Source organism: Flammeovirga kamogawensis (genome assembly GCF_018736065.1).
In the GTDB taxonomy this organism is placed as follows: Bacteria; Bacteroidota; Bacteroidia; order Cytophagales; family Flammeovirgaceae; genus Flammeovirga; species Flammeovirga kamogawensis.
Window position 1 is genome coordinate 298275 of sequence record NZ_CP076128.1, and the last position, 22561, is coordinate 320835.

Here is a 22561-nt window from a genome sequence, read left to right on the forward strand (position 1 = left end):
TTATTTTTTACTATTAAAAAGCTTCTGTCATATTAAAATAGACTAAGTTTTGTTTTGCTAGAGGGTCACGTCCTAAGTCTATTCTAAAGTTCATTCTTGGTTGAACTTGTACACGTAAGCCTGCTCCAAAGTTTGGTAACAGTCCTCCTGGATGGAATAAATCTGGTCCTACCATACCTGCACCACCCCAAACTGCATAACCTAATTTAGAAATCAATTTTGATTTTGAATTAAACATTGATCTAAATTCAGCCATTGCAAATGCAGATGTTTTATCTCTGTATTGTCCTAAGTAATATCCCCTTAAATCGAATGGGGAACCAATTAATGACATATCTGTAAAAGGTACATCACCATAAGATGATCTAATTTTACCAGTCCATGCTAGCACTTTTCTTTTACCTAAAAAGGGTAGAAGTTTATACTGTCTATACTCAGCAGATAGAAAACCCCATTTAGTATCACTACCCATCCATTGATCGTAATACCTTGCTGTTATATCAAAATAGATACCTTTCCATGCATTTGCTGGAATATCTCTAGTATCGTAAGAAATCTCAAATCCAATACCAATATTCTGAACGGTCATTCCAGTATCAGTACCACCTTGTTCAATATAAGTAGGATCTGAAGCAACCCCAGCAGAGATTTCTGATAAATTTCTATTTGTATAGTCGAAAGAAGGACCAATAAAAAAGTCAGAATCTTTTAAACGGAAAAGAACAGACCCGAATATGGCAATAGAATTTTGAAAATATTGAGTAGTAGAGTCACTTCTACTAACACTTTGATTATTTAGAAAGCCAACACCATAGTAATTATCATAATTATTTCTGTATTGAACTTGTCCAAAGTATCTAATTTTATCATGATTGAAAAATAACTGTGGTTTAGCAATTAAGTTAAAGCCACCAGAACTTAACCAAGCACCTGCAATTGGAACTACAGATCTTTTCAGTTCTTTATCATCTTTATCCATTCTAAAAGTAAACAACATACTCATTCCTATTAGAAAGCCATAATCTGGTGTATATCCAGGGCCTCCTAGGATACTAAAACGTAAGTTTTTTCTTGGTTTACCTGATCTAGTAGTATCAGCATCAATTAAACTTTCTACAGTAGTTGAGTCTGATGAAGTAGCATCTTGACCAAATACGTTGAATTGAATACAACACAAAAGTGTTACAATAAAGGTTTTTATGAAATGGGATTTCATTATTTTTTTGACAGAGTAAAATTATTAATTGCTAAGACTAGATAACAATTGCCATAAGTACTTACTACAATATACAAGACTTTCTCATATTATATTGTAGAACTAAATTAAAAAATATAAGTACTTGATTCAATACAATCACAAATAGTATAAGTCAAATTTAATAATAGTAATTGAATAAATAGATAATCAAGAACTTTATTAAATAAAGAATAGGAATAAATATTAAGTATTATAAAATTTTTTAACTAAAAAAGTCTCCCACAAGGTGAGAGACTTTTTAATTCCTTTAATAACCCAAAAACTATTTCTTATTGTTGTTTTCGTTTACTAATTAATGACAAAAATTTAACTAATGCAAGAAAAAAATGTATTTATTACATTTTTAGTATTTTTTTATAATAAAATAGAATGTTTAGAAGATTACGTTGTTGTGAAAAATGTGAAAATAAAAAAAGTCCCTCACAAAGTGAGAGACTTTTTAATTCCTTTAATAACCCAAAAACTATTTCTTATTGCTGTTTTCGAATACTAATTAAAGATAAAAATTTAATTAATACAAGAAATAATATAATTAATCCTTCTTTTGTGGTCAAAAATATGAAATTAAGAGGATAACAAAGTGTAGAATACACATTTAAAGGGTTGAGACTAAATTATTTGTTTTGTATGTTACTATACCAACTTCAAATACATCAAAAAGTCCGTCGTAAATTTCATCTAGTTCACTATTTGAAATCACATAAGTAGTATTTATATAAACTGTATTACCTAAGGGACGTAATAATAAATTTCTTTTTAAGAATATATCATATAGTTCATCTCTGATAGAATTAAAATATGAAGTTTCTTTTTCAGTATCATATTCTATGGCTAGAATTGTACCTTGTTGCCTTACAGATTTGCAAAATTTTGTACCCTTAATTTTTTTACTAAACTCAGTATGTCTATTTATAATATTAGTAATTTGACTTTGTCTTTCATTACTAAGTAGCATTTCTAGACTTTTTACGGCTAAAGCACAAGCAATTGGATTACCAGTAAAGGAGTGTCCGTGAAAAAATGTCTTTAATCTATCATCATCTAAATAAGCACTGTATATTTTCTCCGTACAGATAGTTAAGCTTAATGGCATTAAACCAGCAGTTAACGCCTTAGACATACAGATAATATCTGGAGAATTTTTAGAGAGATAGTTAGTAGCAAAGAGTTTTCCTGTTCTATAAAAACCTGTCATTACTTCATCAGCAATACAGAGTGTTCCATATTTCTGAGCAATACCAATTAAATCATCCAACCATTCACTTTTGTACATACGCATTCCTGACGCACCTTGTACAAGAGGCTCAAAAATAAATCCACAAACTTCTTCTGTTTCACAGAGAGATTGCATCTGTGCTTTCACTTCTTGCCAATTTTCTTCTGTCGGAAATGGGATGAAATCGACATCAAAAAGATAATCATCAAAAGGAGCAGAGAAAGGATTTCGGTCAGCCATTGATAATGCACCAAAAGTATCTCCATGGTAAGAGCCTTTTATAGCAATTACTTTTTTTCTTTTTGTTTCACCAATATTATAGAAATACTGAATAACCATTTTTATAGCTATTTCAGTAGATGTACTACCATTGTCTGAAAAAAATACTTTAGAAAATTCACCTGGTAAATGAGGCATTAATTTCTCAGCCAATTGGACTGCAGGCTCATGTGTAAAACCTGCAAAAATAATATGATCTAGGTTAAGAACTTGCTGTTTTATAGTTTCTGCAAGTTCTTCATTACCATGCCCATGAATGTTTACCCACCAAGATGAAATCGCATCAATAATTTCTGTTCCATCTTCTAAAATGATTTTAGACCCTTTTGCACTTTTTACAGGCAGGGGTGGAGGTGCTAAAGTTTGTGGAGTAAAAGGATGCCAAATATATTGCTTATCACGCTCTGCTAAAGTTAGATTATTCATGAATTACGGCGTTTAAATGTTGGCTAAGTGTTTGATTTAATTGATTGGCTAAATCTTTAATTACAGTAGTAGACACCTCATCTAATTGAGGAACTTTAAGTAGGCAAGGTACTTGTGCATGTTTTAATATTATGCTTTCCGTATCCTCATTTCTTTCTCCATTAAAAACGATCCCTAGCAAATTCAAACCACGTCTCTGTATCTCTTTTATAGATAAAAGAGAATGATTTATACTCCCTAAATACGTATTACTCACTAGTACAAGAGGTAGGTTTAATTTTTCTACAATATCAATTACACAATCTTCATCATTTAAAGGAACCATCAATCCTCCAGCACCTTCAATTACCAAATTAGCTTTAGTATGTGGAGGTATTTTAATAGAATTTAGTTCCACTTGAACACCTTCTTTCCTTGCAGATGCATGAGGTGACATTGGAAATTTTAATAAATAAGCCTCTTTTAATTTCTCTTTTGGTGTAGGAAGGAGTTTATGAACTGTTTCTGTATCTGTAGGAAAACCAGCTTGAATAGGTTTCCAATAATCAGCATTTAGAGCTTCAGTAAATATTGCAGAGACAACACTTTTTCCGCTATCTGTTCCAATTGCGCTTATAAATATGTTCATTTTATTTCTTTTTGGCGATGAAAAATAAAGGGTGATACGTTAATGATACCTCATTTAACTCAGTACTAAAATATTGTGTATATTCTTCGTTAAATGCTTGTAATGTCTTTTTATTCCAAATTTTTGATGAAGAATTAGAACCACTTACCCCAGTCTTCTTTATGTGTTTTAAAACCGCTGTCCCATCTTTAAACGAACAGTCTTTTTTCCATTCCCAAGCTGATAGGATATCAAAGCCTTCCTTTTCTAAATGTTCTTTCCAAAAATCGATAGAATAATAGGTAAGACCTTCGTTTAATATACCTTTAATTTGTCGAAAGTTTTCTAACCCAAATGTAGAGAATGCTAGCACTCCATTGTCAGATAAACTATCATTAATTTTTCTGAACAACTTAGAGATATTTTGCATCCATTGAAAAGCTGAAGTAGATACTACAATAGAGTTGTTCTTTGGGAACGAAATTTTTTCTGCATCTCCACCGAAAAAGGTTAGTTTATTTTCCTTTAAAAGTTGATGAGTACAAGAAGTATCTAAATCATTTACAGCATAAGAATGATGAATATGATTTTGTAATTTTTTAGTGAGAAAACCAGAGCCACACCCGATTTCAAAGCAATTCTCAAAATACTCATCCATAGAAGTTATTTTTTGATATAACTCCTCAGTGATTTCTTTCTGAATAAAAGCTTCCTGATTATATGTACTTACATTTTGTCCAAAACGTAAAGCCACTTTCTTTTTATCAACTACCATGTTACTTCAGCTTTACAATTGATTAAAGAATCCCAGTTGGTATATTTTGAAAAACCAAAATGCGGAATCGTATCAACTATTAAATGTTCACTACGATTAGCCCAATGGTTTTCCAAGTTTTTAGGAGGGAAAATTCTATCTTTATTTCCAATTATTGAAAGGTTTACCTTAGGAGTATTTTTAATCTGTGGCAATTGCCCTAAAAAGTAAAGTTCTTCTTTAAGATCTTCAATTGCTCTATCAGATACCTTTAAAAAGTGATCTGATAACTCTTTGCTTCCACATATTCTGAAAACAAACTTCTTCCAGTTGTTTTCTGTTAGTTGATCATATGTTCCTTGATAAATAGCATTAGGAATACCTTCTGTGTCATGTATTGGAGTAAATGATCCATTTAGACAAATTAGTTTATCTACAGAAGTTACTTCTGTAAACAACCCAGCTACATGTACTCCAAATGACCATGCTATAATAACTTTATTTTTATAATTTTCTACTTCATTCATCAGTATGTCGAATACTAAATTTGAGTAGTGGTAAACCATTATTACATCTTTATTTTCAGCTTCAAAAGCTGAGAAAAATGAGGGTGATTGTCCCCATCCTGCAAAAAAGATAACAACAGTATCGTTATCTTCCTTCTTTAACCAATGTGTTTTCATGTTCAGTTTTTTTAGTATGTAGATAGTCTGAAATTAAATCAAGAACCTGATCTATCAGCGCTTCTGTATGATTTACAGTAATGGAAAGCCGTAACCTTGCAGTATTTTTTGGAACTGTAGGGTAACGAATAGGAGCACAGTAGATTCCTTCACTTTCTAAATAATTGGCTAACGAAACTGCAGTTTCATTATCCCCTACAAGAATAGGCTGTATATACGTATCTGATAAAACAGGAAGATTCCTTTTTTTACAAGCTTTCTTGAAATAAGTAACGAGTTGGAATAAACTATTTCTTAATTTCGATTGATTTAATATGTATTGCCAATTATATGTTAGCCACTCTACATTAATAGGAGGTAATGAAGTAGTGTAAATAAATGATCTAGAAGTATTAATCAAGAAGTCTTTCCATTCTTGAGATAATACAACCAATGCACCAACGCCACCAAGTGCTTTTCCACAAGGAGCAACAATTATATCAACTTTATTTAGAACATCATTCTCTTCACAAATACCTAAGCCGCTTTTACCAAAAGTACCTATGCTGTGTGCTTCATCTATAATAAGATGAGCATTATACTTTTCTTTTAGTTGAGATAGTACTTTGAGATCTGCGGTATCACCATCCATACTAAATAACGCCTCACTAACAATAAAAATACTATTGAATTTATCTTTATTCTTTAGAAGTAGACGTTCTAAATGAGAATAATCTAAATGTTTGTAACGTTCAAAATGAGCGTTACTTAATTTAAGACCATCTACTATACTAGCATGGTTTAATTTATCAGATAAAATTAAATCTCCTTTTTGAGGAATACTTGATAGAATACCAATGTTAGCATGGTACCCACTATTCATAAATAGACAGGCTTCTTTATGAAATGCTGCTGCTACTTTTTGCTCAAAATACTCAAAGGCAGAAGCATTCCCTTCTAATAATCTAGATGATGCAGCTCCAAATCCATTAAAATGATTGGAATCTTGTAAAGTGTTTAGAAAACTAAAGTAACGGTCTTGATCAGAAGCTATTCCTAAGTAATCATTAGAAATGAAACTGTCGAGTAAAGTACCGTCTTTCTTTATTTTTCCATGATGTTGGCGGTCAATATTTTTTAATGAACGCCATTGCTCATTCTCTTTGAATGAATCAAGTTGTTGGCTGATGTTCATGTTCAAAAAATTTGATATAACAGTAAGTGCAGTGATTAAAATAGATCACTCCAGAAAAATAAAAAACATCACGTAGAAGTAGAATAACCTCTACGTGATATATTATTTATACTAGTTCCGTTTCTTTTTTAAACGATGCTCTTGGTGTTAAACCTAATAAATCGAACATTAATTTGTCGATATCTTCTTCAGGGTTAGGAGTAGTAAGTAACTGGTCTCCTGCAAAAATAGAGTTAGCTCCAGCCATAAAACACAATGCTTGTGCTTCAGTGCTCATTTCAGTTCTACCTGCAGATAAACGAACCATTGCTTCTGGCATAATAATACGTGCAGTGGCAATCATTCTAATCATTTCCCAAGTAGACACCATTTTATTCTGCTCCATTGGAGTACCTTCAACAGGTACTAACGCATTAACAGGTACAGATTCTGGGTGTGTAGGTAGGCTAGCCAAAGTGTGTAACATTCCTATTCTATCAGCATCAGTTTCTCCTAAACCGATAATACCACCAGAACAAACTGAAATTTTAGCTTTTTGAACGTTTTTAATTGTATCTAAACGATCATCGAAAGTACGAGTTGTGATTACTTTATCGTAATATTCTCTACTAGTATCAAGGTTATGGTTGTATGCATAAAGACCTGCGTTCTTTAATTGTTCAGCTTGTTCTTCGCTTAACATCCCAAGTGTTGCACAAACTTCCATACCCATATCGTTGATTTCTCCAACCATACCTAAAACACGCTCAAAGTCTTTGTTACTTCTTGCTTCTCTCCAAGCAGCGCCCATACAAAATCTTGTAGAACCGTTGTCTTTTGCTTGTTTTGCTTTTTCGATCACATCCTCAGTTGCCATTAATTTATGTGGCTTAACGTGAGTACTGTATCTAGAAGATTGAGAACAGTAACTACAATCTTCTTTACAACCACCTGTTTTTACAGATAGTAATGTACATACTTGTACTTCTCCTGTTTTTTGAAATTCTCTGTGAATTGTAGCTGCTTTATACATTAATTCCATTAATGGCATGTTATAAATGTCAGCTACTTCAGCTCTTGTCCAATCGTTTTTAATAATTGCTTGCATTACTGTGTGTTAGATTAAATAGTACATAATTGTCCCATTACGATTTTGTCGTTCGAGAAAAAATATGAAATGTAATGAGTGGAAATTAGCCTAGGATGGCTAAAAATAGGGGGTAGAGAATGATAGTATGTACGTAGTTTTTGGATAAAACACAGAATGCGTGCGTTATTAAAAAACTGACTACTAACTAAAGATTCACTACTTATGCTCAAGGGTGATATTACAAGAAGAAGTTCTTCAATTGTTGGAGGGTCATCGTCTTCAGATTCCCCATAATCAACTTTATCAACCGTAAATTCTTGTATAAAAGCAGGAGCAATTAAATGTAAGTTCACGTTAAGTATACAATACTGAATCTCTTTTTTAAGAGAATTAAAGATTGCATAATTTTTACGTGACCATCTTTTGAAAAATACCATTGCTTGAATTTTAAAGATTAATTCATCTGCAAAGTAAGTAAGTCTTTAGATACTTTCGATAAGTAAAGTCAGTTTTTTATTATTTGTTTCGGGTTTTTCTATCTCTTTTCTTAAAGAAATAGTTTCTACAATATATTCTTGTTTCCTTTTGTTCTAAAAGAATATGATGTTAGCATAATAGATACACCGAACATGGTAATGATCCCCATGTACTCATATATGTTGTTATTGATACTTAAATCATCTGTATCTAATAACCAAATGTTGCCAAGGCCAATGATACTTGCAGTTACAACAAGTCCCCATCTGTAAAAATTCATAAAATTCTATCTAGAAGTTTGTTATATCTTTATTGATGTAGCAAAAATATGAGAGACAATTTTTCTATTCAAGATTTACTTGTTAATGAGTTTTTAATTGAAAATCATTGACAAGTAATTTTTAATTTTTGAGAGGAGGACTTGTTCAAATTCTTTAATTATTCTGTTTTTTGCAGAGAAGCATTGTACTTTTTAACCTTATAAAGGTTTTTGGCAAAACCAAAAGTACCAAAAATAACAGAAGCAGTAGCAACACCACCCATTAATGCACCAACTACACCTGTGGTGCAAATATCACCTCCAGTAATGTATAAACCTTTAAAAGGTGTTTGTGGCTTTATCCAATCGCTACTAAATCTTTCTGGAGTGTGAGCCAAGCCATACATACGTCCTTTATATGTACTTGTAAAAGACTCCATAGTTAATGGTGTAGATAATTCATGAAAACTGACGAGTTCTTTAAAACCAGGGTGTTGTTTTTCAACACAATCAAGGAGCCCTTCTGAAATGCGTTTTTTGATTTCTTCGTATTCTTCACCTCTTCTTTTCCAAGGTAGGTCTTTCCATTTTTCAAAGGAAGAAAAGTCTGCAAATGTTACAATTTCAGCAGTGTGATTTTCATTACTTTGTTCTTTTAAAGTAGGGAATGAAAGGTAGCAGTTATTCACTTCGCCAGTAACTATTGAGTTTCGATTGTTATATGTCTCATCATGGTCATATGAATTTGCAATCCAATAATTTTCACCTTTAACGCCTAATATCGAAGGGTCACTTTTTAAGCCAACATATAAAGAAATAGCACTCATGCCCCCAGATAAGTTATTTAATTCTTCTTTAAAAGGTACAGGCTCTTTCACTAGTTTATTGAAAGTACTATGGAAACCAGTAGAAGATATAATAATAGGAGCATTGTATGTTTTTTCGGTAAAATTTTTACCATGTTTTTCTTTTACACGTACGCCAATAGCCTTTTTGTTTTTAATAATTATTTCATCTACATCATGATTAACCACTAATTTTCCTCCATTTTTTTCTATTGTAGGAATAACATATTCAGCAATTTTTTTTGCTCCACCTTCTGGATAAAAGCCGCCATATAAATAATGATTAACTATCAGAGAGTGCATTCCAAAAGCACTTTTTGATGGGGGTAAACCAAAATCTCCCCATTGAGAACAAACTACAGCTTGTAGCTGCTTATTTTTAAATCTTTTTTCTACATAGTCCCTGGTAATCATTAAAGCTAATTCTTTACCACCTTTTGGTTCAGAGAATTTGGCAACAAACTTCATTAATGGTTTTTGAAAAGAGGTAGCATAATGGTATTCCATCCATTTTCTTGCTAATCTAACATCATTAAAATAAGTATTGATACTTTCTTCTTCATCAGGGAATTGTGTGATTAATTTGCTTTTATATTCTTTAGGATTGTCAGGTACATCAAAAGTAAAATCTGGATAAACAAAACGCTCAAAAATATGAGGCATTTTATTCCATTTTAGATTGTTTTCTGTGATATAATTGAAGATTTGTCTTGGCATACATCTGGCATCCATACTACCTATGTAGTGTACCCCAACATCAAAATGATATTTTTTGCGTTTAAATTCGTGCGTTTGCCCACCAAGAACCCAATGTTTTTCTAAAAGGAGTACTTTCATTCCTTTTACTTGAGATAATAAAGAGGCTGTTGTGAGTGCACCCATTCCGCTACCAATAATAATGGCATCGAAGTTATTTGGTATTTCTTGCATTCTGTTAGTTATTTATGTGTTGTAGAAATGGATGTGTAAAATTTGCATGGTTAACTTTACTTCCAAGATATTCAGTAATATAGATAAAGTAATAAAGGGTATTTTATTTAATAAATGAAATTTCACTCACTCATTCTTAACTGAAAGAAGGTTATTTATAGATAATACTTTTATCTCATGATAATATTAGTAAAATGGAGGTATAAAAAAAGGAGATCATTGATCTCCTTCTCCAATTTCAAAAGCACTACTACTTCCAAATAAGCCTTTGGGTAGTACTTTCTTAACAAAGGATCTTTGTCCTTCTTCGTATTCTTGAATTTCTTTATTTGCTTCTTTTAAAGCATCCTGCCATGCTGGCCCAAAACCCATCATATTACTATTAAGTTTATCAATAGCTGTCTGATAAGCATGGAATGTAAGGATTTCTTGCCTTCCTGGTTTACTAAAAAGAGCTTTATTGGTAACTCTAAGGTTTTCATTTTCTCTTTTTAATCGATTAATTTCATCTTTTTTACCGGTAATTGCTTCAGCGTCAATTTCTAATTTATCATGAAGGTGAGCTTTTAATCTTTTTATTTCACTTTTTAAACCGGATTGTTTTATCCAATCTTTTATTTGAACAAGAAAGGCGATCACTAAACCAATACATAAACCAATAAAAAGTGATTGTATATCAAATGTTTCCCACATAGTATTTTTTATTCTAAATATAGTGAATGATATAATTTACGAAGTTCTATTAATTTTAGATGTATAATTTAGTTATATTTTCATTTTAAAATGCTTCGCCAATTCTAAAGTAGACACCCCAATCATCTCTTCCTATCGCTCCATCTAAACCTACATTCATGTGGTTTTTAGGAAAAACTGTATACCTATAACCAACACCTACGCCGGGTAAAAAGGTTCCATTCAGTTCTTCTTCATTTGCACCAGATATAGTAGCTATACCAGCAAAGCCATTGATTGCCATTTTTTTATGAAAGTTCCATCGGTATTCTGCTTGTATATTATACATGGCGTTACCTCTGTATTTACCCTGCGTATAACCTCTAATATCACTTTGTCCAACTATAAATTGCTGATTAAATGTTAAGTCTCCAATTCCGAAGCCAACATAAGCTCTAGTTGCAATAACATCTCGTTTACCAATAGCAAAATATTTATTGAAATCAATTTCTACTTTAGTATTTGAAGATGCATTTCCTAAAGATTCAGGACTAACACCTAAGTTTATATTTCCTATTTCACCTTTATAAGGGTAGTATACATTATCTCTATGATCATAAGAAATAATTGCTCCAACTGTTTGTAAAGTTGTTACACTTGAAGTGTCAGTACCAACAATATCAAAAGTGTTTTCAAAATCAGTATACATATAGTTTAATCCAAAGTAGGTATTTTTAAGCACCCTCCTTTGTAATTCGACTTTTACAAAGTTTACTCCAGTATTGTAATTAATAAAATTCCCACCAATAGGGCTGTTGACATAAGTCTGGAAATTAATGTCACCAAGACCTGCAGCAAAGGTTGCTCTATACTTATCTTCATTAAAATAAAGCCTTGTGAAGGTCATTGTAAACCAAGATTTATTAGTTGTATACATTCCTAATACCCCAGTAATTGAAGATGGAGATATAGTATCTGTTTTACTTAAATTATACATTGCCATTGGCAATGCCCCAACTGAAAATCCTAACGATCTGTCGTAATTAATATATGGAATGGGCATGAAACTTATTTTCTTGTCAGTTCTAGTTCCAGAACCAGAACCACCTCCCATACTAATTTGAGAGTAAGAAGTTTGACTTGTGTAGAATAATATGCCAATAAAAAAGGTTATGAAAAGTTTCATTGAAGAAGGTTAATGTTAAATACCTTAACAAATATAGAAGAAACTTTTGGTTTCAGGTATAAAGAAACCCCAAACAATAAAAATTGTAAGGGGTCTAAATTGGTTTTTTAGTTGTTAGTAAGATGCTAAAGGCTAGAAAATGAATCCAATGCCAAGCTCAAGTAAATTGTCTTCTTGAGCAGCATATGGGCCAGTAGCTCGATTATTTCTGAATTGATAATCGATTTTAAAAGCAATCTCTTCTCTTGGTTTAAAATTGACGCCTATGGTAATAATATCAGAATTAAAATGAACCATATTAACGTTATCTTCTTCAAGAAGTTTTTGATTGTAATTCTTATGTGTATCAATGTATTCATACCTGATAAAAATTGGTATTTTGACATCGTGAGGATCTATCATAAAGTTTTTCTTTCTTAAAAAACTTCTATTGGAGAATAGAGAAAGTAAGTCGTAACTAGTTTCTACTAAGTAGCCTACATTTTGGTTGGCTATAACTTGACCAACACCTCCAGAACCTTCTTTTGTGATATGGTATAGATCATCTGTTCCAGACATATAGCCAGTTGTGGCTAGTGCCATAAATTCCCAATTTTTTTGCGTGTATTTAATATATGTTGAATACAATTGAGCAACGGCATTAGCAGTTTGAATAGTACCATTGCTATTTGTAAATTCCATATTATTTCCAGCCTGACCAACATAAGCAGAAGCACTTAAGGTCCAGTTTTCAATACCTGTAAAATTTAATTGAGGATTAACAGAGAAAGTGGAAAAAGCATTGGAATCGAAACGAGGTTCTCTACCTGAACGAATAAAGGTTCCACTTTGTAAAGAAGAGCCATCTAAACCCTGTGCAAACCCAAGTGTATAATTTAAGTCATTAGTAATTCCACCATAAAAACTCACGCCTAAACCCATCCATGTACTAGGTATAATTATGCGCTCAACATCAGATCTGTTTACAGATGAGAACATAACAGGTTCATCATTATTATTGATATAACCAATACTAAGAGGGTAAAGTCCAGTTCTAACATTAAAAGAGTTATGAATACTAAAATCTAAAAAAGCTTCGACAATAAATTCAAAGTGATCATTTCCATTAGGATCTTTTAGATATTCAACCAAAATTTCAGAATTCCATATGATTTTATCTGTAAATCTATATCCAAAAAAGGTTGAAAATCTATAAAGGTTATTATAGGATAATTCTATGTCGTCTTCCATTCCTAGAGGAACGTCATTTCTATTCACCATAGAAATTTCTCCAAAACCTGAAACACTCCAAGGTTTTTCTGAATAGAATATCTTAGATGCAGCTTTAGCAAGCCCAGGTTGTTGCTTAAATTTAGTATCTGGCACTTTATCTTCTTCTGAAGATTCTTGTGCTTTTGAATACAATGAGAGAAGCATTAATACGACCCATTGTAGTACAATTATTTTTTTCATTGTTAAGTAAGTAGAAACCTATAAGTAGTATTATAGTTTTCGATTTTCAAATCTTTAAAATCAGTAAATAAAAATTTACTGTAGGATTGAAATTAACTTACTCGTGGAGGGGGAGGGATTATATCAGTTACCGGTGTTGGATAACTAAAATCTAGATAGAAAGTGTTTATTTCGTCATTTTTTAATAGAATTTCCTCTTTGTAATCATTAATTATATTGATAACAGGAAGATTGAAAAAGACCTTAGCAATAACACTTTTGCTTTCATTTTGCGAAAATGGATTGTCTTCAAAACCATCAAATTTTTGATCGAAAAATAGATCTGCAAAAAGCTCAACAAAACTTTCAACCTTATTGTCGTACGTCTGTTCTTGTTCGATAGAATAGCTTACCTGAGAAAATAATACAGCATCAATGTCCACACTATAATTTAGTGTGTGGAGTGCAACCCATATTGTAAATAGGTGCGTCATTAATTTCTTGTATTTTTTAGTAGTATTCAATCAGGTAGACGTAATTTAGTAATAAAGTATTACAAATGTAACGTAGAAAATATTTAAAAAGCCAATCTGTTAAACTATATTTAGATATAACATAATTGTAAAATATTGAGATTTCTTTAAGTGGTGTACTTTGTTTTACGCACTTTGTTATTGTTTGTAAATTTAATTTTAGCATCTTTAAACTTTTATAAACAAACAAGCTTAACAAATGCGTAAGATTTTTTTATTAGTAACCCTAATACCGTTATTATTCATCGCTTCATGTTCTTCTGATGAAGAAGTGATTCCTTGTAATGAAATGGAAATTGAAGAGGCTTTTGCCTTATATAATTCTCTTCAAACTAATCTAGATGTGACATGTGAAAAGAAAATTGAAGAATATCAAAATTTATATAATCTCGGAACTAATAACAGGGATTGTGTAATTGATGTAATTAAAGATAAATATAGTTCTAATAGTAAAGAAGCAGGGGTCTTTCTTGATAATGTACTAAGAAATATCAAGGTCGATATTGACACAGGTTGCTAATTTCTATCTTAAATAGATCTAAAAAAAGCACAATGATATAAATTCATTGTGCTTTTTTTTACTTTTACAAAGTATAAAAAAACTAGTCCACTCCAATAAAAATAAAATGTCTGTTTATTACACAAAAAGACTTAACGATCTAGATCAGATAATTGAGGTCGAAGAGAAGAAATCTCAGAAATTCTCATGGCTTCGATTATTAATAATACTTTTAGGTGCTGTACTGGCCTATATTGCAAGTCAGTTTACAATTGAAGTTGTAGTTGGAGTATTATTGTTAACTCTTCTGTTATTTATAGTAATAGTACGAGTACACGGTAAACAACAAGTAATACTTAACTACACAAAAATTAAAAGAAAAATAGCAAAAAATGAATTAGATGTAGCCGAAGGGGGTGAGAATTTCTATGATGACGGAGTTGAATATCAAGAGAAATCAAACCTTTACGGTCATGATTTAGATGTATTCGGGAAGCATTCTTTATTTCATTTTATCAACAGGACATCAACATACTGGGGTAAAAGTAAATTAGCATCGTTCTTTTCTGAAGAAACATTTTCCACTCCAAAAAGTGAAATAAGAAAAAGGCAAGATGCTGTTAAGGAGTTAGCAGGAAAGAAAGAATTTTCAGAGGATTTAAAATTATATTTGTACGATGATTCTAAAAATCAGAATACACATCAATTTAAAATTAACAGCTCTTTTTTAAAAGATTTTAAATTTAAGAGCGAGAAAAAATTAAGTACATATTTAATTGCTGTTCCTTTTATTTGGACTGCTTTATTGATAGGGTTTGTATTGGGTACAAGTTGGGCTTCTCCTTTAGCTTTGGTTACAATTATTATTAATTTTTCCATAATGAATAATATAGGAGGGCAAGTTGGGCTATTTATGAGAAATCTAGATAGTACTTCTCATTCTTTAGACAGGTTAGCAAATGCAATTAAGCTAATAAGTGATGAAACCTTTGAAAGTGAATTAATAAAAGAGAAAGTAAGTGAGATTAGTGGAGGAGATTTTTATACGCCTTTAATACAGTTATCAAATAAAATCCAACAGTTAGATATTCGTAAAAATATGATGGGTTTGGTAGTGTTATATACGATTATTCCATTTGATATTTTAGTAATCTACAAGATTAGGAAATGGTTTGTAAAATACCCAGATCTATTTGATAAGTTATTTGATATAATTGGTAACCTAGAAGCCTATAATAGTTTAGCAGTCACTAATCGAAATAATCCATCATGGGATATGCCATCACTATCAGATGATACTTCCTTTATAATTAAAGGAGAAGAAATGGGACATCCTTTAATTTTTAGTGGTGCAAATGGGTATACTGATGGTGGAGTTAGAAATACTTACACATTAGACAACTCTAATAGGATTAGCATTGTTACTGGTTCTAATATGTCTGGTAAAAGTACTTTTTTGAGGGTAGTTGGTGTTAACCTTCTTTTGGCTTATGCAGGTAGTGTAGTGTGCGCAGCAAAATTTATGATAGGTAAGAGAGTAAAGTTAATAACATCAATGAGAATAGCAGATTCTTTAAGACTAAGTGAATCTACTTTTAAAGCAGAACTAGAACGTATTAAATTAATAATAGAGTCAATTGATAAAAATGAAGATTGCCTATTTTTAGTGGATGAAATGCTAAGAGGGACGAATTCTGTGGATAAATTGAAAGGGTCTTTTGCATTACTGGAGAAATTAAAAGATGCTAGTGGAGCAAATATTATTGTTGCTACACATGATTTGCAATTATCTGATTTTGAGAATAATGGACATCAAGATTTCACATCAAATTATCATTTTGATTTCGATTATTCACACAATGAATTTGATTTTGATTATAAATTAAAAGATGGAGTTTGTGAGAAGTTTAACGCATCACTATTACTTAGTGAATTAGGGTTAAAAACAAACTAAAAAAATGGCGTTAAATCAACTACTTGATTTAACGCCATTTTTTATGCTTTTTGAATAAGAGCAACTGCATGTACCGCCATTCCTTCTTCTCTTCCTACAAATCCCATTTTCTCAGAGGTTGTCGCTTTTAATGATATATCTTCTTCATCAACATTCATTACTGTTGCTAAGCAAGTTTTCATAGCAGGAATGTGAGGGTTTATTTTGGGTTTCTCAGCAACTATAGTACAATCAATATTACCTAATTCCCAACCTTCCTTTCTTACAAGTATCATAACATCTTTTAATAATATTTTGCTATCAATACCTTTAAACTGAGGGTCAGTATCAGCAAAGTGAAATCCTATGTCTCTCATATTTGCAGCACCTAAAATTGCATCACAAATGGCATGTATTAAAACGTCTGCATCTGAATGCCCAATTAAGCCGTGTGTGTGGTCAAATTTAATACCGCCAAGCCAAAGTTCTTCACCTTTACCTTGTCTATGTACATCGTATCCTTGTCCTACTCTAATTTTCATATTTATAAATTTTATGTAAATATATTAATTAAAGTGACCTATTTAAATAGAGCAATACTATCAGAAGTTAACAGATAAGGAATAATGTGGTATACTTTTTAAAATGAGAGACCAAATGCTACGTAAACACCAAAGTTTCGAGAGTCTACAGTATGGTATGTAGTTCTCCAGATTGTATAAACTCTCATTACTTTAAATATATTTTCTACACCTGTACCTACTTCTACATAGGGTAAATCAGATTGTAATGGCTTTGCTTCTCTACTTGGGTCATAAACTTCGCCAGGTAATAGTTGAGGGTGTACTGCTTGATTTGAATTTTGAGGACTTAACTCACCATACATAATATTACAAATACCGACCGTTCGCCAACCTAACTTTTTTATTAGAGGTATTCTATTCAAGATATTCCCTTCAAATCTATGCATAAGTTGTAATGAAGCCCATTTGTCTCCAACAAACTCTCCTAAGTTCATTAGGTTGAAGGCAAATTTATTATAAAGAACAGGTACATTATTACCAAAAGGCATTGCCAGCATTGGGAAAGGAGCTTTAGTTGGAATGATACCACCTGATAATACATAAGCAGAGGTACCAAATTTACCTATAGCTAGCTTTTGATCAATACCAACTCTTATCTGTTGATATCCATAATTACTCCCTAAAAAATCAGGGAGTCCTAATGTGTAATCAATAGTAAATCTTGGTGTATTGTCTTGAGCAATTAACTTTCTTTTATGTCCACGTGTTGCCACATATTTATGTCCCAAGCCATAAGTAAGTTTAAAATACAGTTCTGAACCATTTAAGCGATCATATGATGGGTTACCATCAGTAAAATCACCTTCTTGTTTATAAGGAAATAATGGGTCAAGAATTCTTTTACTAAACTTTCCTATTACATTTAAGCCTCTCGTTATATCAGTTTCATACCATAAAGAAGCATTTTTTTCCATATAAGGGTACCTCATATCGCCCCATCTAAGTGCAGCAATAAAAAGAGGCCTTGAATTAAAATTAGCTTGATTTACACTTACTCTTCTAAGATCATTATAATACGATACACCAATTATACTCCATTTTTCTCTATTTGTTATGTATCTGAATGATCCTCCATATTTCCATTCTTTATCTTTTGTACCGTAAGCTGCAAAACCAGATAATGCTATTTTATTACTAAACTCATTGTTAGTTCTAAAACCCAGTTGAAACCTGCTAGATTCAACACTGTTGTTTGCATATAAAAAGGGAATAGGACCAAGTTCTATTTTACCAATTTTTTTATGGCCACTAATAATCATATCGCCAACACCTGCAATTAATTTAACTCTAGGAGTATCTTCAGCAGAGTCAATCATAGAGAAAACTTGCTCTTCTTTTATAGAAAGTTTTTCCGGTCGGTGTTCATTCCAATATTCTGCATTACTATTTACATACGCATCAGTATCTACAATAACGGGTTGTTCGTAAAACTTTCTTGGTTTAGGCTTGTCAACTATAAAGTTCTTGTTAGAAACTTTAATATGAATTTTTACTTTAGCCCACTTGTCTGCAATTTTACCAACAGAAAGTGTAAAGTTTTGTTTTTGAGGAAGCCATGAATAAGTTTCATTTTGTAGAATTGGGCTGTATTCCTGATCAATATGGACACTATCAACAAAGTTAATATTAGCCCCTTTACCTAATGTGGCATCAATTTTTACAAGTGCAAAGTTATTTACACTATCTGCAATATATATTGTTCCATAAAAAGCTAAATCTTCTACTCTACGCGGTTCAAAATCAATTTCATGACAAGAGATTCCATTAATTTCTACTTTTTTAGGTTGTAGCGTATAATCATAGAAATTTCTCCATTCAGAAGTAATAGGGGAGATGAAGCTTTTGTTTAAGAATAAAAATGAATTTCTGTATAAGTTGAAATCAACAAAAGATGAACCAACTATTTGAGAAACCATTTCATCATCATCGGGGCCTAAACTACGAATTCTAGATTTAAGAATTTCTTCTGTTTCAGCATTTGGGTTTTTGATGAAATAAAGATTAGAGTGCGTTTCTGCTGAGAAAATAGGAATGATTGGTTGCCCTGTTTCGTCAGTTATTTGCTCAAAATTATCAAATGAATCAAGTATATCTTTAACAACCTTCTTTTGTTTGAAATTCTCGTTTACATTACCAACCCAAATGTCAGTTTTTGTGTAACTTTCATATTGATAAGATTTTAGCTTAGTCTTATCATTAATGTTCTTATTGTCTTGAACACTTCTAAGAATGGGCCAAGCTGGATTTTCCCATTTTTTAGATTTAATAACTACTTCGTCTAGTTCTTGGGCAGACTCTTTTAGTTTAATAGTTATATCTCTTGTTATATTGTTTTTATTAAGTTTAACCTGTTTTTTGGTATAACCCATAAAAGAAGCAATGATTACACAAGTATTTATATCACCATCATAGGGTATATTAAATACACCATTTATGTCAGATAAAGTACCTGTTGTTGTGCCTTCAATATAGACACTTGCATAAGGGATTGGATCAGATGTTTTTGCATCAATTACATGTCCCTTAATTGTATAAGAATTTTGCGCATAGATGTTAAATTGAATAACGAGAAAAAGTACCACACTTAGAGTTCTCGTCATAGAAATTAACCTTCTATTGCTGTTTTTAAAAAAAATCATCATAAATATTAAAAACAGCTGTTAATTGTAATAACTCAGCCGATGTTTAGATTGTAATCTGCAAAGTATGGAAATAAGTCTATTACAACAAATATAAAACTGTTAAGGGTTTTGATGTAATGGAAATTTTATAAAAAAAACGTATAATATTGAAGTTTATTTACTAAATAATCTATTCGATTAACTAAATTGCAATTTTAATTTCAATAGTGGATTTGAAAACAAACTATGCTAGCACTTATATTTTATCTTCCTTTTTTGTTAGTTTTTGCATTATTTGGCGTGTATGCCGAAAGGAAAGTATCTGCATGGATTCAAGATAGATTGGGCCCTGTTGATGTTGGACCTAAAGGTTTATTGCAAACATTAGCCGATATATTAAAGTTGATGCTTAAAGAAGATATAATTCCGAAGGCAGTTGATAAACCAATTTTTAAAGTTGCTCCGATTATAATTTTTATGCCCGTTTTTGCAGGGTTTGCTGTTCTTCCTTTTACAAATGGAGTGTATGGCTCAAATTCTAATGTTGGTGTGTTTTATGTATTGGCAATTTTATCATTAGAAGTTCTTGGTATTTTAGCAGCTGGATGGAGTTCAAATAATAAATATGCTTTATATGGAGCAATGAGATCTGCTGCTCAGATGGTTTCTTATGAAGTACCAATGGGCTTGTCGGTTTTATGTGTTGTGATGACTAGTCAGAGTTTAAATACCGAAGTGATCTCATTTCAACAAGGAATTTTAAGTCAAGACACTAACTATTTATTTGGATTGAAGGCGTTAGGTGTTGATATAACAAATGTTGGCGGTATTTTATCATGGAATATATTAAGAAATCCATTCTTAATATTTGCATTTGTAATATTCTTTATTTCATCTTTAGCAGAAGCAAACAGAGCACCTTTTGATATACCAGAAGCGGAATCTGAATTAATTGCGGGTTATCATATTGAATACTCAGGAATGCGTTTTGCTTTTATGATGCTTTCCGAATATGGAGTGATGTTATTAGGTTCTGTATTTGCAGCAGTTTTATTCTTAGGCTCTTGGAATACTCCTTTTGTAAATATTGGAAGTTTTGCCTTAGCAGATTGGACTACAGGAACTTTAGGTGAAATATCTGGTTATTTATGGGGCTTTTTCTGGTTAATGAGCAAAGCATTTGTGCTGATATTTATACAAATGTGGGTTAGATGGACTTTACCAAGGTTAAGAGTTGATCAATTGATGTCATTATGTTGGAAGTACCTAACACCTGCAGGACTAATTTTAGTCTTTATAACAGGTGTTTGGCGTTTATGGATGATTTAAGAAGAAACTCCATAAATATAAAAAATGGATTTATTTTAAATGTCAAATAGAGATTTTAAAGCCATCCATAAGTTTCTCTTCTTTTCTACATCAAGTAATAATTTTGATAAACTATCTGCAGCAACAGCAGGAAGACTATCAATTTCTGTAGGGACATATTTAGGAACTTCATCCCCACTAATTGGGCTTTCGTTTCTATTAATAAAATATAGATAATATTTAGGAGACAACTTTTCTATTAATTTAGGAAGGTTGTCTTTTTGTTCTAGTACATTTATTACAGCAACTTCTTGAAGCGTTAATTGCAGTGCACCAAGTATTTTTAATAGTAATTGAAACTCTTTACTTCTAAAGATGTCAATACCGCTATGTTCAATAAAAACAACAATATTTCTCTTGTTTTCCCCGTAGTAATCAGTCGGTAATTGCTTTTTAATGACTTTTTTAGGTACGATAACGGGTGTTTCTGAAGTTTTTTCTGTTTTTTTCTCTTCTTTCTTTTCATCCTCTAATTCGTTCTCTGGTATTTCAATCTCCTCTAGTTCTTCGGGGAATAAATACAGAGTATCAAACATTTGTGATAAAAATCCTAGTTCATTTTCCATGGTTCAAATATAAGCTGATTTTAATAAAGTTGTTTTTTTTTAATATGAATTTGTGTTATTATTTTTATTACAAATATTTACAATTATTTTTGGGGCTGAAATTATTTTGACAAAACCTGATCAAATTATAAATTATGACGTTAAGCTCACAAATCAGACAATTAGGGAAAGTGGCATTAGCATGTGGCTTAGCTACAACCCTTATCGCATGTGGTGGATCTAATGATTCATCTAAGGATGAAGCAAAAAAAGAAATCGCTGCTCAAAAAGCGACAAATGCTGATTTCAATATTATCTTGAATAATGCTCCAGAACCAACGGATATTCCAGTTTTGTTGGAAAGAAGTGGTGCTGATTTTGATGCTACTTTACTTAACAGTAAGGATAAAGCACAATCATATACAATCTCTGATGTATCATCGGCGTTAAACTTCGGTGTATATGTATCAGATATTGCTTACTTATCTGCTTTTGATAAAGCTCAAGAAGCAATTGATTACTTTAATGCTGCCAAAAAACTTTCTGATAAGATTGGTGTTACTCAAGCAATGGGTAAAGATCTTAATGAAAAGTTAGAGTCTGCGTTATCAGATAAAGAAGCAATGCTTAAGGTTATTTCTGACTCAGAAAGCCAAGTTAAAGCATTCTTAAATACAAATTCTCAGTACGATGTAGCAGCTTTAATTGTTACAGGTACAACTTTAGAAGGTTTACATATCTCTTTAGGTTTAGTAAACAATGCTCCTAAAGATTTACCAGAAGAAGCAAGAAACGCTCTTTTAGTAGATTTAATGAGCTCTATTGCTAAGCAATCTTCTTCTGTTGATGCTATTGTAACAATCTTAGCACCACTTAAAGATGGTAACGAAGCTGCTCTAGTATATTATAACGAGTTTGTTCAATTACAGAAGGCGTTTAAAAACCTTCATTTCGAAGAGAAATTAAAGGATAACAAAGGTACTTACCAACTTAAAGCTGAAGATCTAAGAGATATCACTGAAAAAGTTGAGAAAATCAGAAAAATGACTGTTAGTAATTAATCAAAATTACTTATAATCAGATATAAGAAAGTCCTGTGGTTTGATATCACAGGACTTTTTTGTTAATTTATAATTAGTATCTATATCATTAACTAAAAATAATCTTGTTATGGTCTTGAGTTTTTGACTCAAACTATACAAATTACCTGAT

Annotated in this window: 20 protein-coding genes; 4 read left to right on the plus strand and 16 right to left on the minus strand. The window is 31.5% G+C overall.

What is annotated here, in order from left to right; all coding sequences use genetic code 11:
• Positions 1 to 13 precede the first annotated feature (13 nt).
• The 13 genes from KM029_RS01165 to KM029_RS01225 form a co-directional block, all read right to left on the minus strand.
• Positions 14 to 1216 carry a BamA/TamA family outer membrane protein gene (locus tag KM029_RS01165; RefSeq protein ID WP_144074965.1) on the minus strand — a complete coding sequence of 401 codons (1203 nt, stop codon included), beginning with the start codon at positions 1214 to 1216 and terminating at the stop codon, positions 14 to 16.
• A gap of 637 nt (positions 1217 to 1853) precedes the next feature.
• Positions 1854 to 3179, minus strand: coding sequence for an adenosylmethionine--8-amino-7-oxononanoate transaminase (gene bioA, locus KM029_RS01170; RefSeq protein WP_144074966.1), 1326 nt, complete (start codon positions 3177 to 3179; stop codon positions 1854 to 1856).
• Complete coding sequence (gene bioD, locus KM029_RS01175) at positions 3172 to 3807, minus strand: dethiobiotin synthase (protein WP_144074967.1); 636 nt, start codon at positions 3805 to 3807, stop codon at positions 3172 to 3174. Before bioD ends, bioA begins: the two co-directional genes overlap by 8 nt.
• 1 nt (position 3808) lies before the next feature.
• On the minus strand, positions 3809 to 4561 hold the full coding sequence (gene bioC, locus KM029_RS01180) for a malonyl-ACP O-methyltransferase BioC (protein ID WP_144074968.1): 753 nt from the start codon (positions 4559 to 4561) through the stop codon (positions 3809 to 3811).
• A complete protein-coding gene (locus tag KM029_RS01185) occupies positions 4555 to 5223 on the minus strand; it encodes a pimeloyl-ACP methyl esterase BioG family protein (protein WP_144074969.1) in 669 nt (222 codons plus the stop codon). The genes bioC and KM029_RS01185 overlap by 7 nt, the downstream gene beginning before the upstream one ends.
• Positions 5192 to 6397: an aminotransferase class I/II-fold pyridoxal phosphate-dependent enzyme gene (locus tag KM029_RS01190; protein ID WP_144074970.1), complete on the minus strand. Its 1206-nt coding sequence runs from the start codon at positions 6395 to 6397 to the stop codon at positions 5192 to 5194. Before KM029_RS01190 ends, KM029_RS01185 begins: the two co-directional genes overlap by 32 nt.
• Positions 6398 to 6503: 106 nt before the next feature.
• The gene (bioB, locus tag KM029_RS01195) at positions 6504 to 7484 is read right to left on the minus strand and encodes a biotin synthase BioB (protein WP_144074971.1); all 981 of its coding nucleotides are present in this window, start codon (positions 7482 to 7484) and stop codon (positions 6504 to 6506) included.
• Positions 7485 to 8028: 544 nt separating this feature from the next.
• A complete protein-coding gene (locus KM029_RS01200) occupies positions 8029 to 8223 on the minus strand; it encodes a hypothetical protein (protein ID WP_144074972.1) in 195 nt (64 codons plus the stop codon).
• Positions 8224 to 8381: 158 nt separating this feature from the next.
• On the minus strand, positions 8382 to 9977 hold the full coding sequence (locus KM029_RS01205; protein WP_144074973.1) for a phytoene desaturase family protein: 1596 nt from the start codon (positions 9975 to 9977) through the stop codon (positions 8382 to 8384).
• A gap of 216 nt (positions 9978 to 10193) precedes the next feature.
• The gene (locus KM029_RS01210; protein ID WP_144074974.1) at positions 10194 to 10670 is read right to left on the minus strand and encodes a hypothetical protein; all 477 of its coding nucleotides are present in this window, start codon (positions 10668 to 10670) and stop codon (positions 10194 to 10196) included.
• Positions 10671 to 10755: 85 nt separating this feature from the next.
• Positions 10756 to 11835: a BamA/TamA family outer membrane protein gene (locus KM029_RS01215; protein ID WP_144074975.1), complete on the minus strand. Its 1080-nt coding sequence runs from the start codon at positions 11833 to 11835 to the stop codon at positions 10756 to 10758.
• Between the two features lie 132 nt (positions 11836 to 11967).
• Entirely contained in the window at positions 11968 to 13287 is a 1320-nt protein-coding gene (locus tag KM029_RS01220) for a porin (protein ID WP_144074976.1), read from the minus strand.
• A 92-nt stretch (positions 13288 to 13379) separates the two neighbouring features.
• Complete coding sequence (locus tag KM029_RS01225) at positions 13380 to 13760, minus strand: hypothetical protein (protein WP_144074977.1); 381 nt, start codon at positions 13758 to 13760, stop codon at positions 13380 to 13382.
• Positions 13761 to 13998: 238 nt separating this feature from the next.
• Between KM029_RS01225 and KM029_RS01230 the strand changes: the two genes are divergently transcribed.
• The gene (locus tag KM029_RS01230) at positions 13999 to 14319 is read left to right on the plus strand and encodes a hypothetical protein (protein ID WP_144074978.1); all 321 of its coding nucleotides are present in this window, start codon (positions 13999 to 14001) and stop codon (positions 14317 to 14319) included.
• A 106-nt stretch (positions 14320 to 14425) separates the two neighbouring features.
• Positions 14426 to 16252, plus strand: a complete 1827-nt coding sequence (locus KM029_RS01235) for a MutS-related protein (RefSeq protein ID WP_144074979.1) — start codon at positions 14426 to 14428, stop codon at positions 16250 to 16252.
• A 41-nt stretch (positions 16253 to 16293) separates the two neighbouring features.
• Here the strand turns inward: KM029_RS01235 and ispF are convergent, their stop codons facing one another.
• Positions 16294 to 16773, minus strand: coding sequence for a 2-C-methyl-D-erythritol 2,4-cyclodiphosphate synthase (gene ispF / locus KM029_RS01240; protein WP_144074980.1), 480 nt, complete (start codon positions 16771 to 16773; stop codon positions 16294 to 16296).
• Positions 16774 to 16871: 98 nt separating this feature from the next.
• The gene (locus tag KM029_RS01245; protein WP_158631121.1) at positions 16872 to 19415 is read right to left on the minus strand and encodes a DUF5686 and carboxypeptidase-like regulatory domain-containing protein; all 2544 of its coding nucleotides are present in this window, start codon (positions 19413 to 19415) and stop codon (positions 16872 to 16874) included.
• Between the two features lie 267 nt (positions 19416 to 19682).
• Between KM029_RS01245 and KM029_RS01250 the strand changes: the two genes are divergently transcribed.
• Positions 19683 to 20765, plus strand: coding sequence for a complex I subunit 1/NuoH family protein (locus KM029_RS01250; protein WP_144074982.1), 1083 nt, complete (start codon positions 19683 to 19685; stop codon positions 20763 to 20765).
• A gap of 35 nt (positions 20766 to 20800) precedes the next feature.
• On the opposite strand, the gene KM029_RS01255 is transcribed toward KM029_RS01250, so the two are convergent.
• On the minus strand, positions 20801 to 21370 hold the full coding sequence (locus tag KM029_RS01255; protein ID WP_144074983.1) for a hypothetical protein: 570 nt from the start codon (positions 21368 to 21370) through the stop codon (positions 20801 to 20803).
• Positions 21371 to 21504: 134 nt separating this feature from the next.
• Here KM029_RS01255 and KM029_RS01260 point away from each other — a divergent pair, with 134 nt between their 5' ends.
• Entirely contained in the window at positions 21505 to 22410 is a 906-nt protein-coding gene (locus KM029_RS01260) for a hypothetical protein (RefSeq protein WP_144074984.1), read from the plus strand.
• Positions 22411 to 22561 lie beyond the last annotated feature (151 nt).